Annotated in this window: 13 protein-coding genes and 4 pseudogenes; 8 read left to right on the forward strand and 9 right to left on the reverse strand. The window is 60.7% G+C overall.

Annotation, left to right across the window (positions count from 1 at the left end; genetic code table 11):
• The first annotated feature begins 11 nt into the window (after positions 1 to 11).
• The 4 genes from coxB to IF803_RS29675 all read left to right on the forward strand — a co-directional run bounded on the left by coxB (position 12) and on the right by IF803_RS29675 (position 3472).
• Positions 12 to 953 (forward strand): cytochrome c oxidase subunit II, encoded by a 942-nt coding sequence (coxB, locus tag IF803_RS29660; protein ID WP_035632622.1) that lies wholly within the window; start codon positions 12 to 14, stop codon positions 951 to 953.
• Positions 950 to 2557, forward strand: coding sequence for a cytochrome c oxidase subunit I (gene ctaD, locus IF803_RS29665; RefSeq protein WP_461194518.1), 1608 nt, complete (start codon positions 950 to 952; stop codon positions 2555 to 2557). Before coxB ends, ctaD begins: the two co-directional genes overlap by 4 nt.
• Before the next feature lie 64 nt (positions 2558 to 2621).
• Entirely contained in the window at positions 2622 to 3194 is a 573-nt protein-coding gene (locus IF803_RS29670; RefSeq protein ID WP_259245205.1) for a cytochrome c oxidase subunit 3, read from the forward strand.
• Complete coding sequence (locus IF803_RS29675; protein WP_028343215.1) at positions 3191 to 3472, forward strand: cytochrome C oxidase subunit IV family protein; 282 nt, start codon at positions 3191 to 3193, stop codon at positions 3470 to 3472. The genes IF803_RS29670 and IF803_RS29675 overlap by 4 nt, the downstream gene beginning before the upstream one ends.
• A gap of 26 nt (positions 3473 to 3498) precedes the next feature.
• Here IF803_RS29675 and IF803_RS29680 read toward each other — a convergent pair whose 3' ends face one another.
• Positions 3499 to 3651, reverse strand: a complete 153-nt coding sequence (locus IF803_RS29680; protein WP_155258696.1) for a hypothetical protein — start codon at positions 3649 to 3651, stop codon at positions 3499 to 3501.
• An 11-nt stretch (positions 3652 to 3662) separates the two neighbouring features.
• A complete protein-coding gene (locus IF803_RS29685) occupies positions 3663 to 5987 on the reverse strand; it encodes an FdhF/YdeP family oxidoreductase (RefSeq protein WP_028343214.1) in 2325 nt (774 codons plus the stop codon).
• 115 nt (positions 5988 to 6102) lie between these two features.
• Here IF803_RS29685 and fdhD point away from each other — a divergent pair, with 115 nt between their 5' ends.
• The 3 genes and pseudogenes from fdhD to IF803_RS29700 form a co-directional block, all read left to right on the forward strand.
• Entirely contained in the window at positions 6103 to 6930 is an 828-nt protein-coding gene (gene fdhD / locus IF803_RS29690) for a formate dehydrogenase accessory sulfurtransferase FdhD (RefSeq protein WP_080686893.1), read from the forward strand.
• Between the two features lie 209 nt (positions 6931 to 7139).
• Positions 7140 to 7625, forward strand: a pseudogene (locus IF803_RS29695) (YciE/YciF ferroxidase family protein).
• A gap of 10 nt (positions 7626 to 7635) precedes the next feature.
• Positions 7636 to 7816 (forward strand): annotated as a pseudogene (locus IF803_RS29700) (DUF4142 domain-containing protein); the annotation flags it as partial.
• A gap of 85 nt (positions 7817 to 7901) precedes the next feature.
• On the opposite strand, the pseudogene IF803_RS29705 reads toward IF803_RS29700, so the two are convergent.
• The 4 genes and pseudogenes from IF803_RS29705 to IF803_RS29720 all read right to left on the reverse strand — a co-directional run bounded on the left by IF803_RS29705 (position 7902) and on the right by IF803_RS29720 (position 12288).
• Positions 7902 to 8618, reverse strand: a pseudogene (locus IF803_RS29705) (IS5 family transposase).
• A gap of 161 nt (positions 8619 to 8779) precedes the next feature.
• Positions 8780 to 9511, reverse strand: coding sequence for a phosphotransferase enzyme family protein (locus IF803_RS29710; protein ID WP_028343212.1), 732 nt, complete (start codon positions 9509 to 9511; stop codon positions 8780 to 8782).
• A gap of 8 nt (positions 9512 to 9519) precedes the next feature.
• Positions 9520 to 10041: a HEAT repeat domain-containing protein gene (locus IF803_RS29715; protein WP_141713373.1), complete on the reverse strand. Its 522-nt coding sequence runs from the start codon at positions 10039 to 10041 to the stop codon at positions 9520 to 9522.
• A gap of 1887 nt (positions 10042 to 11928) precedes the next feature.
• Entirely contained in the window at positions 11929 to 12288 is a 360-nt protein-coding gene (locus IF803_RS29720; protein WP_018273495.1) for a PRC-barrel domain-containing protein, read from the reverse strand.
• A 153-nt stretch (positions 12289 to 12441) separates the two neighbouring features.
• On the opposite strand from IF803_RS29720, the gene IF803_RS29725 reads away from it, so the two are divergent.
• Positions 12442 to 12651, forward strand: a complete 210-nt coding sequence (locus IF803_RS29725) for a hypothetical protein (RefSeq protein ID WP_155258695.1) — start codon at positions 12442 to 12444, stop codon at positions 12649 to 12651.
• A gap of 301 nt (positions 12652 to 12952) precedes the next feature.
• On the opposite strand, the gene IF803_RS29730 is transcribed toward IF803_RS29725, so the two are convergent.
• From IF803_RS29730 to IF803_RS29740, 3 genes and pseudogenes are all read right to left on the reverse strand, one after another.
• Positions 12953 to 13810 (reverse strand): glucose 1-dehydrogenase, encoded by an 858-nt coding sequence (locus IF803_RS29730; protein ID WP_028343210.1) that lies wholly within the window; start codon positions 13808 to 13810, stop codon positions 12953 to 12955.
• Positions 13811 to 13821: 11 nt separating this feature from the next.
• Positions 13822 to 14142: a hypothetical protein gene (locus IF803_RS29735; RefSeq protein WP_240536853.1), complete on the reverse strand. Its 321-nt coding sequence runs from the start codon at positions 14140 to 14142 to the stop codon at positions 13822 to 13824.
• A gap of 53 nt (positions 14143 to 14195) precedes the next feature.
• A pseudogene (locus IF803_RS29740) lies at positions 14196 to 16679 on the reverse strand (excinuclease ABC subunit UvrA).
• Positions 16680 to 16835 lie beyond the last annotated feature (156 nt).

Consider the following 16835-nt stretch of genomic DNA (forward strand, 5'->3'; position numbering starts at 1 on the left):
GGCTGAGCCCGATGTGGCGCGAATGGATCCCGTTCTGGCGGCCGGGGGTCTCACCCTATGGCGGCGACGTCGATCTGTTATTTGCGGGATTGCTCCTGGCGAGCGCCTTGGTGCTCGGCCTGCTGTTCTTCCTGCTCATCGTGTTCTGCGTGCGTTACCGGGCTGGCAACCCGACCGATCGCGGACATCGGGTCGAGAAAAGCTGGCACTGGGAGGTCGGTTGGACGTCGGCGTCGTTGGTGATCTTCCTCCTGCTGTTTGTCTGGGGCGCCAGCGTGTACCTCGAGATTTACCAGAAACCGCAGGGCGAGCTGTCGGTCTTTGTCGTCGCCAAACAATGGATGTGGAAAGTCCAGCACACCGGCGGGCAATCCGAGATCAACAGCCTGCATATACCGGTCAATCGCCCGGTGCGGCTGGTGATGGCATCCCAGGACGTCATTCACAGCTTCTTCATCCCGGCGCTGCGTCTCAAGCACGACGTGGTGCCCGGGCGCTACCAGAGCCTCGAGATCGAAGCGATCACGGCGGGGCACTATCACCTGTTTTGCGCCGAATATTGCGGCACCGACCATTCCGGCATGATCGGCGAGATCGTGGCGATGGAGCCGGCGGACTATAACAAATGGCTGAACGACCAGGGACCCGCCAACTCGCTGGCTCGTGAAGGCGGCGCACTGTTTCGCGAGCTCGGCTGCAGCGGCTGCCACGCCGCCAACAGCAGCGTGCATGCGCCGCTGCTGGAGGGACTTTACGGCAAGCCGGTGCCGCTCTCGGATGGTTCCACGGTAACCGCCGACGACAGGTACATCCGGGATTCGATCCTGCTTCCGCGCAGCCAGGTCGCAGCCGGATATTCGCCGGTGATGCCGTCCTTTGAGGGCAAGATCAACGAAGACCAGCTGCTGCGGCTCGTCACCTACATCAAATCGCTTGCGGATCGCGCGCCATGACCGAGCCCGACTATCTCAACAACGCCTACACGCTGCGCTCCTGGTTCTTCACCACCGACCACAAGCGCATCGCGATCCTGTATTTCGCCACCCTGATTTGCTTCTTCTGCGTCGGCGGCGCGGCCGCCACCGCGATCCGCATCGAGCTCGCTACGCCGCAGGCCGATCTCGTCTCGTCCGATACCTACAATCGGCTCTTCACCATGCACGGCGTCATCATGGTGTGGTTTTTCCTGATCCCCTCGATCCCAAACACGCTCGGCAACTTCATTGTGCCGCTGATGATCGGCGCCCGCGATCTCGCCTTCCCGCGCCTCAACCTGATGAGCTGGTACCTGTTCATCGCCGGCGGAACCGTGACGCTGTTCGCGATCGTCGCCGGCGGCATCGACACGGGCTGGACGTTCTACACCCCGTTTTCGACGCTCTATTCCAACAGCTACGTCATCGTCGCCGTGACCGGTATCTTCATCGCCGGCTTCTCCTCGATCCTCACCGGCCTGAATTTCATCGTCACCATCCACCGGCTGCGCGCGCCGGGCCTGACGTGGTACCGGCTGCCGCTGTTCATCTGGTCGATCTATGCGACGTCGGTGATCCTGGTTTTGGCGACGCCGGTGCTCGCCATCACACTGGTCCTGCTCGCGACCGAACGTTTCCTCGGTGTCGGCATTTTCGATCCCAGAATCGGCGGCGATCCCCTGCTATTCCAGCATCTGTTCTGGTTCTACTCGCACCCGGCCGTCTACATCATGATCCTGCCCGGCATGGGGGTGGTCAACGAACTGATCTCCTGCTTCTCGCGCAAGCCGGTGTTCGGCTACAAATTTGTCGCCTGGGCCAGCCTCGCCATCGCGGCCGTCGGCTTTCTGGTCTGGGGCCACCACATGTTCGTCAGCGGCCAGTCGCTGCTCGCAAGTCTCGTGTTTTCGTTCATGAGCTTCATCGTGGCGGTGCCTTCGGCGATCAAGGTGTTCAACTGGACCGCCACCCTGCACAAGGGATCGCTGCGCTTCGACGCTCCGATGCTTTACGCTCTGGCCTTCCTCGGCCTGTTCACGATCGGCGGACTTACGGGCCTGTTCCTGGCCTGCCTCGCCTTCGACGTGCATGCCACCGACACCTATTTCGTGGTGGCTCACTTCCACTACATCATGGTCGGCGGCATGGTAACGGCCTACTTCGGCGGTCTGCACTACTGGTGGCCCAAGATCACCGGACGGCTCTACTCCGAGTACTGGGCGCGGACCGCGGCGGTACTGATATTCTTCGGCTTCAATCTGACCTTCTTCCCGCAATTCGTGCTCGGCGCCGAAGGTATGCCGCGCCGCTATCACGTTTATCCGCCGGAATTTCAGTTGTGGAACGTGCTGTCCTCCGGCGGCGCGACGATCCTGGCGGCAGCCTATCTGCTGCCGATGTTCTATCTCGGCTATTCCCTGTTTTTCGGCGCGCGCGCGCCGGCGAACCCTTGGGATGCGCCGGGGCTGGAATGGCAGACCCCATCCCCGCCGCCCGAGTTTAATTTCCAGTCACAGCCCGTCGTGACCCGTGCGCCCTACCAATACGGGCCGGACTTTGCTGCGGAGCCGCAGAATGCCTGAGCGCCGCGCCTTCGCTCCGCAATACGCCTCCGTTCAACATCGCGATGAAACCGCCGAGATCGGCATGTGGGTGTTTCTCGCAACCGAAGTGCTGCTGTTCGGCGGGCTGCTGTTTGCCTATTTCGTTTACCGGCACGCTAATCCGAACGCGTTCGCGGAGGCCGGCCGCCACACCAGGATCGTCATCGGTTCGGCGAATACGGCGATCCTGCTGACCTCCAGCTTCTTCGTCGCGTGCGCTGTCAATGCGCTGCAAGCTGACGCACGCCGGATCTGTATCGCGATGCTGGCCAGCGCCATGCTGCTTGGCTTGCTGTTCCTTGGCCTGAAGGCAACCGAATATGCCGGCGAATATCACGAGCACCTCGTTCCCGGCATTGACTTCAGCTACGCTGCGCCGCTCGCCGATGGAGTCGAGCTGTTCTTCATTTTCTACTTCGTCGCGACGTCGATCCACGCCGTCCACATGGTGATCGGCATCGCTGTTCTCGCGACGCTTGCCGTCCTGCTGCGCCGCTCCGCTAGCACGCGCCTGCGCGCTGCCTTGCACTCCGCCGCACTCTATTGGCATTTTGTCGACGTGGTCTGGATCGTCCTGTTTGCCCTGATCTATCTGCCCGGACGGAGCGGCACATGACGAACTGGTGGCCACCGCTTACGCTCGTTGGCTCCTGGCTTGCCCTGCTGGCACTGCTCGCGCTGACGGTCACCCTGGCCTATCTGCCGCTCGGTTCCTTCAATTCCGCGGTGGCGATTGTGATTGCCGCTATCAAGGCCACCATCGTCGCGGCATTCTTCATGGAGCTGCGGGATCGCGGCGCACGCCTCCTGATCTTCGCCGGCGCCGGGCTGTTCTGGCTCGGCATCTTGCTGTGGCTGGGCCTGATGGATTTCATGACGCGCGCACCGGCGTGATGCAGCCAGCCGCGATCCTGCCGATCTCACTCCTGTGTCGGCGGAGGCGTCGAGCCCGGCCGCTTCAGCAGATCGGGCTGATCACCCTTCGGCTTGGGCTCCGGTTTTGGCATTCGCTTCTGGCCACCGTTCTTGCCGCCCTGATCCTGCTGTCCTTCGAGATCGTTTTCCTTGGGCATGTCGCCCCCTCTCACTCGACCTTGGTGATCGGGATTTCATGGGTGTCCGTCAATTCGGGCACCGGATCGCGGCTGATGCGCACCGGGACCGACTTCGCCGCCGGGACCTTACTGCCCTTGGCGAAATGCCAGAGCGGAACGAGGACGTTGCACTCCGGATAATATCCAACGATGCCACCGCGGGGGACGTCGTAGGGAACGACCTGAAGTCCACGGAGACGACGTTCGACACCGTCATCGGCCGCCGTTTCCAGCGTGACCAGATCGCCCTGGGCAAGACCCCATTCGGCCATATCGTCCCCGTTCATCAGCACGACCTCGCGGCTGCCGTAGATTCCGCGGAAGCGGTCGTTCTCGTTATAGATCGTCGTGTTGAACTGACCATCTGCGCGGGTAGTCATGAGTTCGAAGACGCCGTCCCCGGCTGGCGGCGAGGCGAAAGCGGCTTCCGGAACCGTGAAATTGGCTTTGCCATTCGGCGTCTTCCATTTCCGCTCGCGAGCGCCGAGTGGCCGCGGAAAGCCACCTGGCTCAAACATGCGCTTGTTGAAATCCTCGAATTGATCCGGATACGTCCGCTCGATCGCGTCGCGGACCAACGCATAGTCGTCGACCCAGGCGTCCCAGTCGAGCTTGGGATTCGGCGGCAACGTCGCCTTCGCCATCTCGGCAATGATCCGCGGTTCGGACAACAGCCGCTCCGCTACCGGCTTGCGTTGTCCTCTCGAGCCATGAATGCAGGCCGTGGAATCCTCCATGGCAACGGCTTGCGGGCCGTTCGCCTGCTGGTCTATCTCGATCCGGCCGAGACACGGCAGCAGAAAAGTCACTTCTCCAGGGACGAGATGCGTACGGTTCAGCTTGGTGGCGATCTGGACCGATAGCCGAAGCCGGGTCCACGCCGGCTCCATCAGCGATCGTTCCGGAATGGAGCGGATAAAATTGCCACCGAGGCTGAGGAAGGCGCGCACCTCTCCCTTGAGGATTGCTTTGCAGGCGTCCACCGTCGTCAGGCCGTCCCATCGTGGCGGCTCAAATGCGTAAAGCTCCTTCAGCTTGTCGAGCGGGACCAACTTGGTCTTCTCGGAAATGCCGACGGTGCGCTGGCCCTGGACGTTGGAATGGCCGCGGATCGGAGAGATCCCGGCGCCGGGCTTGCCGATATTGCCGCGCAACAGCAGCAGGTTGACGATCATCTTCACCGTTTCGACGCCGTGCTGGTGCTGCGTCACGCCCATGCCGTAGTTCGCGATGACGGCGTTCGCGGCCATGTAGGTGCTGGCCACCTGGAACATCGCCGCCTGGCGCAATCCGGACTTCCGCTCAAGATCACTCCACGACTGCGCGCGGCAGAAATCCGCGAAAGCGTCGAACCCGCATGTATGCTGTTCGATAAACGCGGCGTCGACGATACGTTCATGCCCCTTCGACCGCGCCTCGTCGTCCGCCTCGATCACGGCCTTGCAGATCCCTATGATGGCTCCGGCGTCACCACCAAACCTCACTTGATGGTATTGCGAACTGATCCGGGTGCCGCCCGCCACCATCTGGATCGGGTCCTGCGGGTTGGTGAAGCGCTCCAGACCACGCTCCCGCAACGGATTGAAGGTGATGATCGGGACGCCCCGTTGCGCCGCTTCTTGCAAGGGATGCAGCATCCGTGGAGCATTGGTCGTCGTATTGTGACCAAAGAACAGGATGCAGTCTGTCTGCTCGAAATCCGGCAGCCGTACAGTCCCGACCGGTACGCCGATCACTGGGGGTAATGCCACCGACGTGCTCTCGTGGCACATGTTCGAGCTACCAGGAAAATTGTTGGTGCCATACATCCGGCCAAATAGCTGATACATGTAGCTTGCCTCGAGTGAGGCGCGGCCGGAGGTGTACAGCACCACCGAACGCGGATCGAGCCCCTTCAGCTCTCGGCCGATCTCCTGGAACGCCTCCGACCAGCTCACCGGAACATATTTGTCCAGCGCCACATCATAGCGCATCGGCGCGGTCAGGCGCCCCTGCTCCTCGAGTGCGTGATCGGACCAGCCCCGCAACTCTGTAAGCGCGTGCTTTGCAAAGAATTCGGCCTCGACCGTCTTGTTCGTCACCTCCCAAGCGGTGGCCTTGGCGCCGTTTTCGCAGAACTCAAACGGACGAGGCTTTGCCGGCTTCGCCCAGGAGCAGCTGACGCACATGTATCCGTCGGACTTGTTCTGTTTCAGCAGGATTTCGCTGCCGAGGATCGCTACCTCCTCTTGGGTCAGAATACCCGCGACGGCCTTCACAGACCCCCAACCGCCGGCCGGTCCGGCGTATGGCTTCACTGTCACTTTTGGCTTCATGGCTGATCACTGATCTCGCTCGACAAGTACCGACAGAACCGACCGTTGAAGCGGAGGTTCCTCGCGCGAGAGGAACCTTGGCGTGTCCCGAGCGTCGTGCTGGCAAGGAGCGCTCATGCAGAGATCGCCGATCTCCAACGACAGCCTTCATCTCCTGCCAGACCCCACCGCCGAGACGCTGCGGAGAGATCAAGATGGCTTGGAAGCGCAGCGAACTCTCGCAGAGGAGTGTCCCGTCGCTTTGGTATACAATGGCACCACGGCCGCCGTTGTTATGGCGACTCCCGCTGACTTCCAGGATCTTGCGCTGGGTTTCAGCCTGACCGAAGGGACCATCGAAAATGTCGCTGACCTGAAGTCCCTTGACATCATTCCAGGGCCGTCAGGCATTGAGCTGCGCATGTGGCTTGCCGGCACTAGCGAACAGCGTTTCAAGCGGCGCCAGCGGCGCTTGGTCGGTCCGACCGGCTGCGGCCTTTGTGGCATAGAAAGCCTCGCTGACGCCGCGCGTCCGGCGTCGCACTTGACGAGGTCTATCATTATCCGGGCTCGGCAAGTCGAGAGCGCCCTGCTCGCATTGTCGGACGCCCAGACGCTCAACCGCGCGACGCGCGCCACGCATGCGGCCGGCTTCTTCCATCCCGATCAAGAACTGGTCGCGATTCGCGAGGATGTCGGTCGCCACAATGCCTTGGATAAGCTCGCTGGCGCGCTCGCCGCCAACAACGTCTCCGCCACCGAAGGCGCGATCGTCCTGACAAGTCGCGTCTCGATCGAGCTTGTACAAAAGGCTGCCGCGATCAGCTGTCCCATGCTCGTCGCGATGTCGGCTCCGACGGCGCTCGCGGTCCGTGCGGCCCAGGCGTGCGGAATTACGTTAATTGCTGTTGCGCGTGGAAGCGCATTCGAGGTCTTCAGCCATCCGGATGCAATTAGCGGCTAGGCCTCCCTGGCGGATTGAACCTTGTTCCGACGAGCTCAACCGCACACATGACCGAACGAGGGCGTCGCTCCTCGACCATCCGTCAAAAACCCGGCACCAGTCGAAACGTGCGCCGCAAGGACCGCTAGAGATGAGGGTCGGAAAATAGGAGCCTGGTTGTGATGCTCTCGTTGTGGGCTGCAAAGCAACCTGCAATCCTGGTGCGACGCATGGCCGAGAAAGATCTCAGTGCCCTCTTCCTTGATACTCTGAAGGACATCTACTAGCCGAAAAGCAGATCTACAAGGCACTGCCGAAGGTGGCCAAGGCGGCCTCCTCAGATCAATTGCGCGCCGCGTTCGAAAAGCACTACGACGAGACCGAAAGCCAAATCGAGCGGCTCGAGCAGATCTTCGAGCTGAGGTAAGCCGGCGCGCGGCAAAAAGTGCGATGCTATCGAGGGTATCATCGATGAAGGAAAGGAGATAATTGAAGAGTACGGTGACTCGCCCGCTCTCGATCCTGGACTGCTCGCCGCGGCTCAGGCTGTCGAGCACTACGAAATTTCCCGTTACGGCACGCTGAAAGCCTTGGCATCCAAGCTGAGCATGAAGGACGCCGTCAAACTCATCGACCAGACCTTGGCCGAGGAGAAGAAGACGGATGAAGCGCTCACCAAGCTCGCCATCAGCGCCATCAACGCCGAAGCTGCCTAAGGGACCTGCAATGAAACGAACCATTATGGCAATTGTGATTACTGCCACGTTGAGTTCCAGTGCGCTGGCCCAGTCGGGCGGTGGGCGGCGAGAAGAGCGGCGTCAACTCCATGCTTGGCGTCGCGCCAAAGACCGAAGACTTCGTCAAGGAAGCTGCCATGAGCGACATGCTGGAGATCGAGGCGGCGAAGTCACCTACTCAGCCTCCGAGACGGCGGCCTGCAAAGGCTCTTGGAGGCCGCCCCCGCCTTATGAGCCCATCCGGGATGGCCGAATCTAGGACGCGGACTCATTGAGGCGCAGCCATAGCCTGATTGACGCGAGTTGAACGAATGCGAGGTAGTTGGTGGCGAGCCTATCGCAGCGCGTCGCCACCCGACGACACTGTTTGATCCTGTTGAAGAACCGCCCGACCTGGTTGCGAGCACGATAGAGATAGGGGCTGAAGCAGATCGGATCGCTGCGCAAGCTCCCTGATCCAGTCCGCGTCATAGCCACTGTCGGCAAGCAGCATTGACCCAGATTTCAGACGAGACAGTAGTTTTCCGGCAAGCCTAACGTCATGGGCCTCACCGGGGCTCAGCGCCAGCCGTACCGGCAAACCATTGCCATCGACCAGCGCATGGATTTTGCTCGTCAAGCCGCCGCGGGACCTTCCCATCGATTGGCGCTGGTTCCTTGTGATGCAGGCTCCATGCTGATGCACGCGGACAATGGGGTGTCGATCATCTGGACAGCGGCATCGTGGGCAGTGGAAAGCGCTTCTATGATGCGGCCCTAAACATCGGCCCGCCGCCACCTGACGAAGCGATTGTAGCAAATGGTGTATCGGCCAAAGGCCGTCGGCAGATCACGCCAGGGTGCTCCTGATCGAAGGACCCAGAAGATGCCATTCAGGACCCGTCTGTCGTTCACCCGAGGAACGCCACGCGGTTTGTTCGGCAGCATCGGCTTGATGGCGGTCCATTCATGGTCGGCGAGTTCGTAGCGCATGATTCGAGCCCCCAGTTCGGGAGTTTGAATCACGGCAGTCCGGCCAAACGCAACGCTCCTGGTACGGCGCTTAGGGACAGGAGCGGACATCAACCAGCCCTCAATCTCTGCCAAATGCGGCGAAAATGACCGAAAGCGGTCGCCGAGCCCCGCTCGCTTGCTCAGACTGGTCGAACTTCGGCAAGCCGCTTGATCGAGTACTCATCATCCCAGCAAACAGCAGCTTGCCACGCGGCCGACGCTTGCGCCGCTATGTCATGCGTGAAGCTGTCGAGACCAGCGGCGTTATGGGGCAGTGCTAGGTCGAGGTCGGGAACGTCAACATGCGCCTCGTCCCAGTCGATCAGCGCGACGCGACCTGCGGTCATGCGAATGTTGCGCGGGTTAAGGTCGCCGTGGACGACCGAAGTCTGATTTCCAGCAAGCCGAGCCCATGCGGCTCGGCATCGAGCAACGCCCTCAGGCGGCATCTTGCGGAGGTCGATCCGTGTCCCGGTCTCGGCGTGCAGGAGATCGATCGACGATCGCCAGCCCGGACGTTGCGGCCAGCCCCGCGTCAACTGATGCAGCCGCCGGAGCGTATCGGCCACGCGACGCCAGTCGGCCTCCGTCTCTGGCGGCCCGCCCTCCACGTATGTCATCAGCACCAGACCGTCCGCGAACAGTCTGCCATCTGTCGTCGGGATTGGCACCGGCACTGTGAGACCTTCGCAGTCAAGGTGTTGGAGAAGCTCGGTTTCCCACGCGAGATCAGCGTCGCCCCTGGTGCCGAGACGCCCAACCGCGAGTTGCCCCTGGACACGCACGCTCCACACGTCGTTGGCAACCCCGCCAGCGAGTGGTTCGATGCGAGCTACGTCCTCACCCCACTGTCCGAGTGCTTCCCATCCCACCGGCGACATCAAAGCCTCGGCTTGGTCCGCCTGTGGATTGGGCCTCCCGGCACGTACCATCCGGCTTTTTTTCGCACCGTTGGATTTTCATCACTTTGCTGGGCGGCAGAGATCGCCGCAGCAGCAAGAGCAGTGCTGTGGACGAACTGTCCGACCACTTCAATCGCCATTGCTCGAACATGCGCGTCGGGATCGCACTGAAGCAGGCTCATCGCCTTCGGAAGTACTACAGCTTCCCCGGGCCTGCAGGTCCCTTCCTTGCACCGGTCACACGCCAACGTGTGCAACGAGGAGCATCTGACGCGCCCATCGCCATCGTTCAGCATTCCCATCAAATCGGTAAGAGTATCGGCTGACAGATACCGGTCGAGAAACCGGCAACAATGCAAGCGGACATCAGGATTGTCGTGCCGCAGCCCGGCGCGCACTGCAGGAAGCCCTCGTATCCCGAGATCGAGCAGTGCCCGATAGGCGTTAGGCGCCTCGTACGGCAACGCGAGTTCCCTGATGATCTGGTCGTGCTCTGTCAATGTCAGTAACCGGTCAGGTTGTGCAATGTCGCCAGCACTAGCACACCGCGACACTTGTCTCCAGACCGGCGTTTCCGCTTTGGCCTATCGCGACATACTGCGCTGACGCACGAAGTCGGTCGCTATAGGGGCAAAAATTGCTTTAGCCGTATCACGCCGCCAGGTTTATGGGTACATGGCCTAGTTAGCGATCTCGGCGTTCCTTCGTATCGTTCATGGTCGCCCCCGGGTTCCCGTGTCTGGGGCTACTTGAGGCACCTTGACCGCTAGCCGCGGCCGGAGAGTCACCACCGCCACCGCCGGCACCCGCACCACTTCCGGAACCGCCTGCGCCGCCTGCACCGGCACCCGCACCCGCTCCACCGCCCGCACCGCCTCCGCCTGCACCGCCTCCACCCGCACCGCCTCCGCCGCCACCTTGAGCGCTCGCGGCAGCTATCGAACCGAGAATGAACGCCGCTGCCAGCGCGATCCTTGCAACTTTCATTTGAACGCTTCCTTTCCGTTTGTCAGTGCGAGCAACACACCGGGGAGATCGGCGTTCCTAAACGCACTTCCAGTTGCGAAGAGCCGCCTTAACCAGACAGTGCATTTAAATCATTTGACAGGGCTGGGATGCGCCGGCTGCAGCGATATAGCCGGCGTTTTATTCAACAATCGATTGAGGGCGATCGCCTGGCGCGAACTACAAGGACTCTCCGCCTTGAACCCGCCGGGACCCGATGGTTGGGAGAACAGGGATACGATCAGTTAGGGCCGAAAATCATATACAGCAGCATCGTTCCGACAACAGCTGTCCACCCAATCGAAGCGGCAACGGCCCATACCTGCACTGGCATTACACGATTCCCTTGCAGTTCGAGAAAGCAAAACGAGGAGGCCGCTGGCGCTGGACAACGACCTCCTGGACCCGATCTGAAATGAACATCTTGCAAATAAAATCGTCTTCAATGGTCCATGACTATTAAACAGTGGATCCGTATCGCCGTGAAGTCCAAACGGGTCCGATGTTCGGCGGAACTATTGCGACGTTGCGAGCGCGACACACTTTCGTGGTTCGACTTCAAAAATAACATGCGTGAATCATAACTTCCAATTGCCGCTTCTTTCCTAGCGCCGAAACAAGCTATTTTGCGCCCTAGTTCGGCAGGCATAAGGTCGTGCGCGTCGCATGAAGAGAACGGTCGATCGGCAGTCGGCACCTGACCTCGATGCGGAAGCGATACAGGCGCTGGATGATGCGCGCGCTTTGCCGCCTGAGCCGGCTCGCGTTGAAGCGATGAAACATGCCGGCGCCCTTCGCGTCGCGGCAGACCGGATCACTCGCCCGAAGCTGCCCCGTCGCGGGCGTCCACCAAGTTAATCGGGCGACAAGGAGTGAGGCGCATGGCTCATCAAGCGTTTTGACAGGATGTCGCAGCGCCGGAACGTTTGAGCGATTCGTCAAATCGGTTCGGGATGGGAACGTTTCGGCATCACGCTACTAAGCGTCGCGATAATCGCGGCGCTGGCTTGCAAGGCCGTGCGGCGTGCTTGCCGCTAATGCGACAGTTCCTGGACAGCAATTAGACTGTCTCTTATACACATCGTTCGTCGGCAGCGTCAGATGTGTATAAGAGACAGCACTAAGCGTTCAGCCGCGCGCGTGCCGGGCCTCCACATTTTTCGCAGGGCCTCGTGGTAGAGGCGCGCTATATCGCTTCGTCTGAGGAGATAAGGTTCCCGCGGCGCGGGCGAGTACCTGCGCTAGGCTTGCTCGCGCGAGCGCTTCCTAGAACTCGCTTTCAAGACCCAATTTGCGGCCGACCGGCTATTCGACGATGCTCCCACACGCTTTTCGCGAATGCAGTGCACTTTGATGACGAGCACGCCGCATTTCGAGGGCAATCAGATTGGTACTCGGTAATAGTCATTTACCGATCGACCGGCCGCCGGATCATTCCAATTCCATGCCGTCTCATCACGATATTTGGGCGCGCCCTGCAGTTGGCTTTCTGTCACGCCTGTGACGTACCCGCCAAGATTGGTGTCGTACTTCAACGATTGCCAAGGCAGCGGATAGTGATCGTCGCCGATGCCAAGAAGGCCGCCGAAGCTCAGGACCGCGTAGGAGACCTTTCCGCTCTTTTTGTCGATCATCACCCGCTCGATACTGCCGATCTTCTGACTGTCTGCACCGTAAACTGTCGTGCCTTCAACCTTGTCGCTGCCGATCAAGTTGCCGGATTCCTTCGCTTCGAGTGCCATAACATCCTCCGTTTAAGATCTTAACGGCAAATGTCTTCGGGAGAGCAAGGTTCCTACGATACGCCCGGTGCCAGCTTTAAGGTTGGGAAAAAGATGCAACCTTCGCCGTGGAAAGGGATTGCACGGCAATGATGCCGGTGTCGCGGAGCTGAAATGGCAAATGCAATCACATTGCGGACGGCGATCGATATCGCTTGGAGCGTTTTCTGCGCCACTCACTCCGGGATTGATACATCAGATAGGCGTCGTTGCCTGCTTGAGCGTCACCTCTATGGGAGATGGGATCGCCGCGAAGGCGATGCCGAAGACCTCGCAAGTTTCGGATTGGCCTATCTCAGTCAGCTTTCCGAAGACGAACATTGACGCGTGCGCAAGAGCTCCTCGAGCGCATCACTAAAGAGGGCACGCGCGCGGTGATCGGCACCGCAAGGCGGAGCATTGCCGAACTTCGGTTCGGCTGCAATCATCTTACTGCTCCGAGCGGTGCTTCCTATCTAAAGGACCATCGATGCGCATCGCCCAACTTGCCCCCTCGCTGAAAGCCTGCCTCCCAAGCTCTATGGAGGCGCCCGGCTCAACGTCCGCATTGCTGAGACCCAAGCTTCCCATTTACGACGAAGTAGCGGCCATCGGGCGTCACGGGATGCTTTATGCCGGCCACCTCTCAGATGAAGGGTTTGCCTCCGGTCACCGCGACGGTCGTGCCCGAAGTGTAGCTGGATAGCGGGTCGGCGAGCATCACGTAGGCTGTGGCGAGTTCAGCCGGCTGGCCAGCCCGCTTCAGCGGCACTTGCTTGCCAAAGTTCTTTACGGTTTCCTCTGGCATCGTCGAGGGAATGAGCGGGGTCCAAATTGGACCCGGCGCAACGGCATTCACCCGGATGCCGTTCTCCGCCAGCATCTGGGCCAGACCGCCCGTAAAGTTCTGGATCGCTCCCTTCGTCGTCGCGTAGGCGAGCAGTATCGGGTTCGGCATGTCGGAATTTACCGATGCCGTGTTAATGATGGCGCCTCCAGGCTTCATATGCGGGACCGCGGCCTTGGCGAGGTAAAACATCGCATGGATGTTCACCTCGAAGGTCATGCGCCATTCTTCGTCGCTGATGTCGCCGATGTCGGCGAAGGTCGCCTGATGCGCGGCATTATTGACGAGAATGTCGACGCCGCCAAGTTCCTGCACGGCGCGGTCGACCACGGTGCGGCAATGGTCGGCCGAGCGAAGGTCGCCCTCGACGAGGACAGCCCTGCGCCCTTCCTTCTCGATCATCGCCGCGACTTCTTTCGCATCGTCGCTTTCGTCAAGGTAGGCGATCAGGACGTCGGCGCCCTCGCGGGCGAAGGCTATGGCGACCGCGCGCCCGATGCCGCTGTCGCCGCCAGTAATAATGGCGCACTTGCCTTGAAGCCGTCCCGAGCCCTTATAGCTTGTCTCGCCATGATCCGGGCGCGGGTCCATCTTCCCCGTCGAGCCTGGCATGGGTTGTCGCTGGCTGGGAAACGGCGGTTTGGGATATTCGGGCATGATTCTGTCCTTTACTTCATCCGGACGGCCTTAGCACCAACGGATTTCAGCGCGTCCGCGACGCGCTTCGGATCGTCGCCATGGAAGTCGACGGATACTTCGATCGGGCCCCCAAGCTTCTCGCCCGGCTTCGGCTTTACCTTCACGTCGGCGAGCGCGGGTCGATCGCCGGATGTATTGTCGGCGCCCATCGGCTGCACCACGTCGGTTCTCTGGACTCCGCACTCCTGCACAACGTGCTCGACCGCGAGCTCTGCCGCGCGGCTAGTATCGAATTCGGCGACGAGGATGCTTTCCATGCGTGTCTCTTTCGGGCAGGCGATGGCAAACAACCAACTGCGTCCCCCGGTGTTCCTATGGGGGCTGGCGGCCTTCGATGAACTCGTTAGAGCGCTCGCTTCAAATATTCTGCTGTCCGGCTCCCGGAGGCAGCAACTTGATCCGGTCGTCCGGACGCCACGATGCGACCTCCTTCGTTTCCAGCGCCAGGGCCGACTTCTACGATCCAGTCGCTCTCCGCTGCAACAGACATATCATGCTCGACCAGAACGACGGTGTTGCCAGCCTCGGCGAGCCCTTGCAGCTGATTGCCGAGCTTTGTGACATCGGACGGATGCAGTCCCGTCGTCGGCTCGTCGAGAACGTATAATGTGCCGCCACGATGGGCGCGCTGGAGCTCGGTGGCGAGTTTGACGCGTTGCGCCTCTCCTCCTGAAAGTTCGGTGGCCGACTGGCCAAGTCTAATGTAACCGAGCCCGACCTCGCGCAGAACGCCCAAAGAGCGCGAAAGAACGTCATCGTCTTTAAAGAACTCGAAAGCCGCGTCGACGGTCATCGCCAGCACATCGGCGATCGACTTGTCCCGTATCTTGATCTCGAGTTTTCGGGTTATAGCGAGCGCCCCGGCACGTCGGACACGGAGTATAGACGCTCGGAAGGAATAGCAGCTCTACGCATACATAGCCTTCGCCCTCGCAGGTTTCGCAACGGCCCTTGGCCACATTGAACGAAAATCTGCCCGCGTCGTAGCGCCTGGCACGCGCCTGCTTCGTCCCGGCGAAAAGTTTACGCACGTGATCGAGCAAGCCGGTGTAAGTCGCCAAATTGGACCGCGGGGTCCGCCCGATCGGCTTCTGATCGACCACAACGAGACGTTTAACGCGATCCAACCCTTCCGTAATCTTCCCACTCAGCGTACGCACGGTCTCCTGCAGCTCAGCTTCGTCCAGATCGGATTTGCGGCGCTGACCTAGCTTCTCCGCGATCGCCTCGACGAGAAACTGGCTGATGAGAGTGGATTTGCCCGAGCCGGACACGCCGGTCACACATGTAAGGACGCCGAGAGGGAGGTCGGCATCGAGACGGCTCAGGTTATTCCGCGTCACGTTCCGCAGCTTCAGCCAGCTGCTCGGCCGACGGATCTTGCGTGGTGCCCTCGCGGCATCTTCGAACAGATACCTTCGTGTTTGGGACGCTTCGACTTTGGCCAAACCGGCAAGGCGCCCGCTGTAGAGTATCCGACCGCCCTGGTCCCCGGCAGCGGGCCCAACGTCGACGATCCAGTCGGCCTCGCGCACCACATCGAGCTCGTGTTCAACGACAAAGAGCGAATTTCCCGATGCCTTCAGGCGCCCGAGTGCCCGCAAGAGCGCCTCAATGTCTGCCGGGTGCAGGCCAGCGGAGGGCTCGTCCAGTACGTAGACGACCCCGAACAGGTTCGATCGGACCTGCGTCGCGAGCCGCAGACGCTGCAGTTCGCCCGGCGATAACGTCGGCGTGCTGCGCTCTAAGGTGAGATAACCGAGGCCTAGCTCAAGCAGAACTTCGAGACGCCCGACGAGATCCTCGACGATTCTCTGAACGACAAGCGCCTTTTCGGGATGATCGTCGGTACCGTCTTTCTTGCTTCCATCAATGTACGGTTTGATAAGCTCGTCGAGCTTGCCCAACGGCAGGCGAGACATCTCGGCAATGTCCATTCCTGCGAATTTGACCGAAAGCGCTTCCGCTTTTAGCCGCTTTCCATCGCAGACCGGGCAATCATCGCTCGACAGAAACTGCGCTACACGCCGCTTCATCATGATGCTCTGCGTGGTGGCATATGTCTGAAGCACGTACCGGCGGGCGCCGGTGAAGGTGCCCATATAGCTGGGCTCCTCCTTGCGCTTCAGGGCTTTTCGCGTCTCGGCTGGCGTGTATCCCGCATACACCGGTACGGTTGGCTGCTCGTCCGTGAAGAGAATCCAGTCACGATCTCTCTTCGAAAGCTCGCGCCACGGCCTATCGACGTCATACCCCAAGGTGACGAGAATGTCCCGGAGATTCTGGCCCTGCCAAGCCGAAGGCCAAGCCGCAATGGCGCGATCACGGATCGTCAAAGTGTCGTCGGGTACCAGACTTCGTTCGACGACCTGATGAATTCGCCCGATGCCGTGACAGTTCGGACAGGCGCCTTCCGGCGTGTTAGGCGAGAAGGACTCCGCGTAAAGCAAGGCCTGCCCGCGCAGATATGTGCCCGCCCGCGAATACAGTATGCGCAAGAGGTTGGAGAGCGTCGTGACGCCTTCCCACCGACGACCTGGTTGTCGGCGATCCGTGCTGCTGCTGAAGGGCGACGGCTGGCGGCAATCCTTCAACTGCGTCGACGTCGGGCACCTGCATCTGATGGAATAGCCGACGTGCGTAAGGTGATACGGATTCGAGATAACGACGTTGAGCCTCCGCGTATAACGTCCCAAACGCTAAGGAGGACTTGCCGGATCCGGACACGCCTGTGAAGACCACGAGCTCATTTGCGTGGGATGTCGAGCGAAACGTTCCGGAGGTTATGCTCCCGCGCTCCGCGGACGCGGACGAAACCGTCGGCCATCGCGGAAGTCAGTTCTTCACTTCTATCGGCTTTCTCGAACATCGAGAGGTAAAAGCCCGGCTGCATCTCGTGGTTCCCGAGGGCATCCGGTCGAGTCGCCCGGGGCGCGTTAACGAAGGAACCATGAAGGAACACCCTTGTTGCGTCCGATACGGC

This window comes from Bradyrhizobium sp. UFLA06-06 (assembly GCF_054820065.1).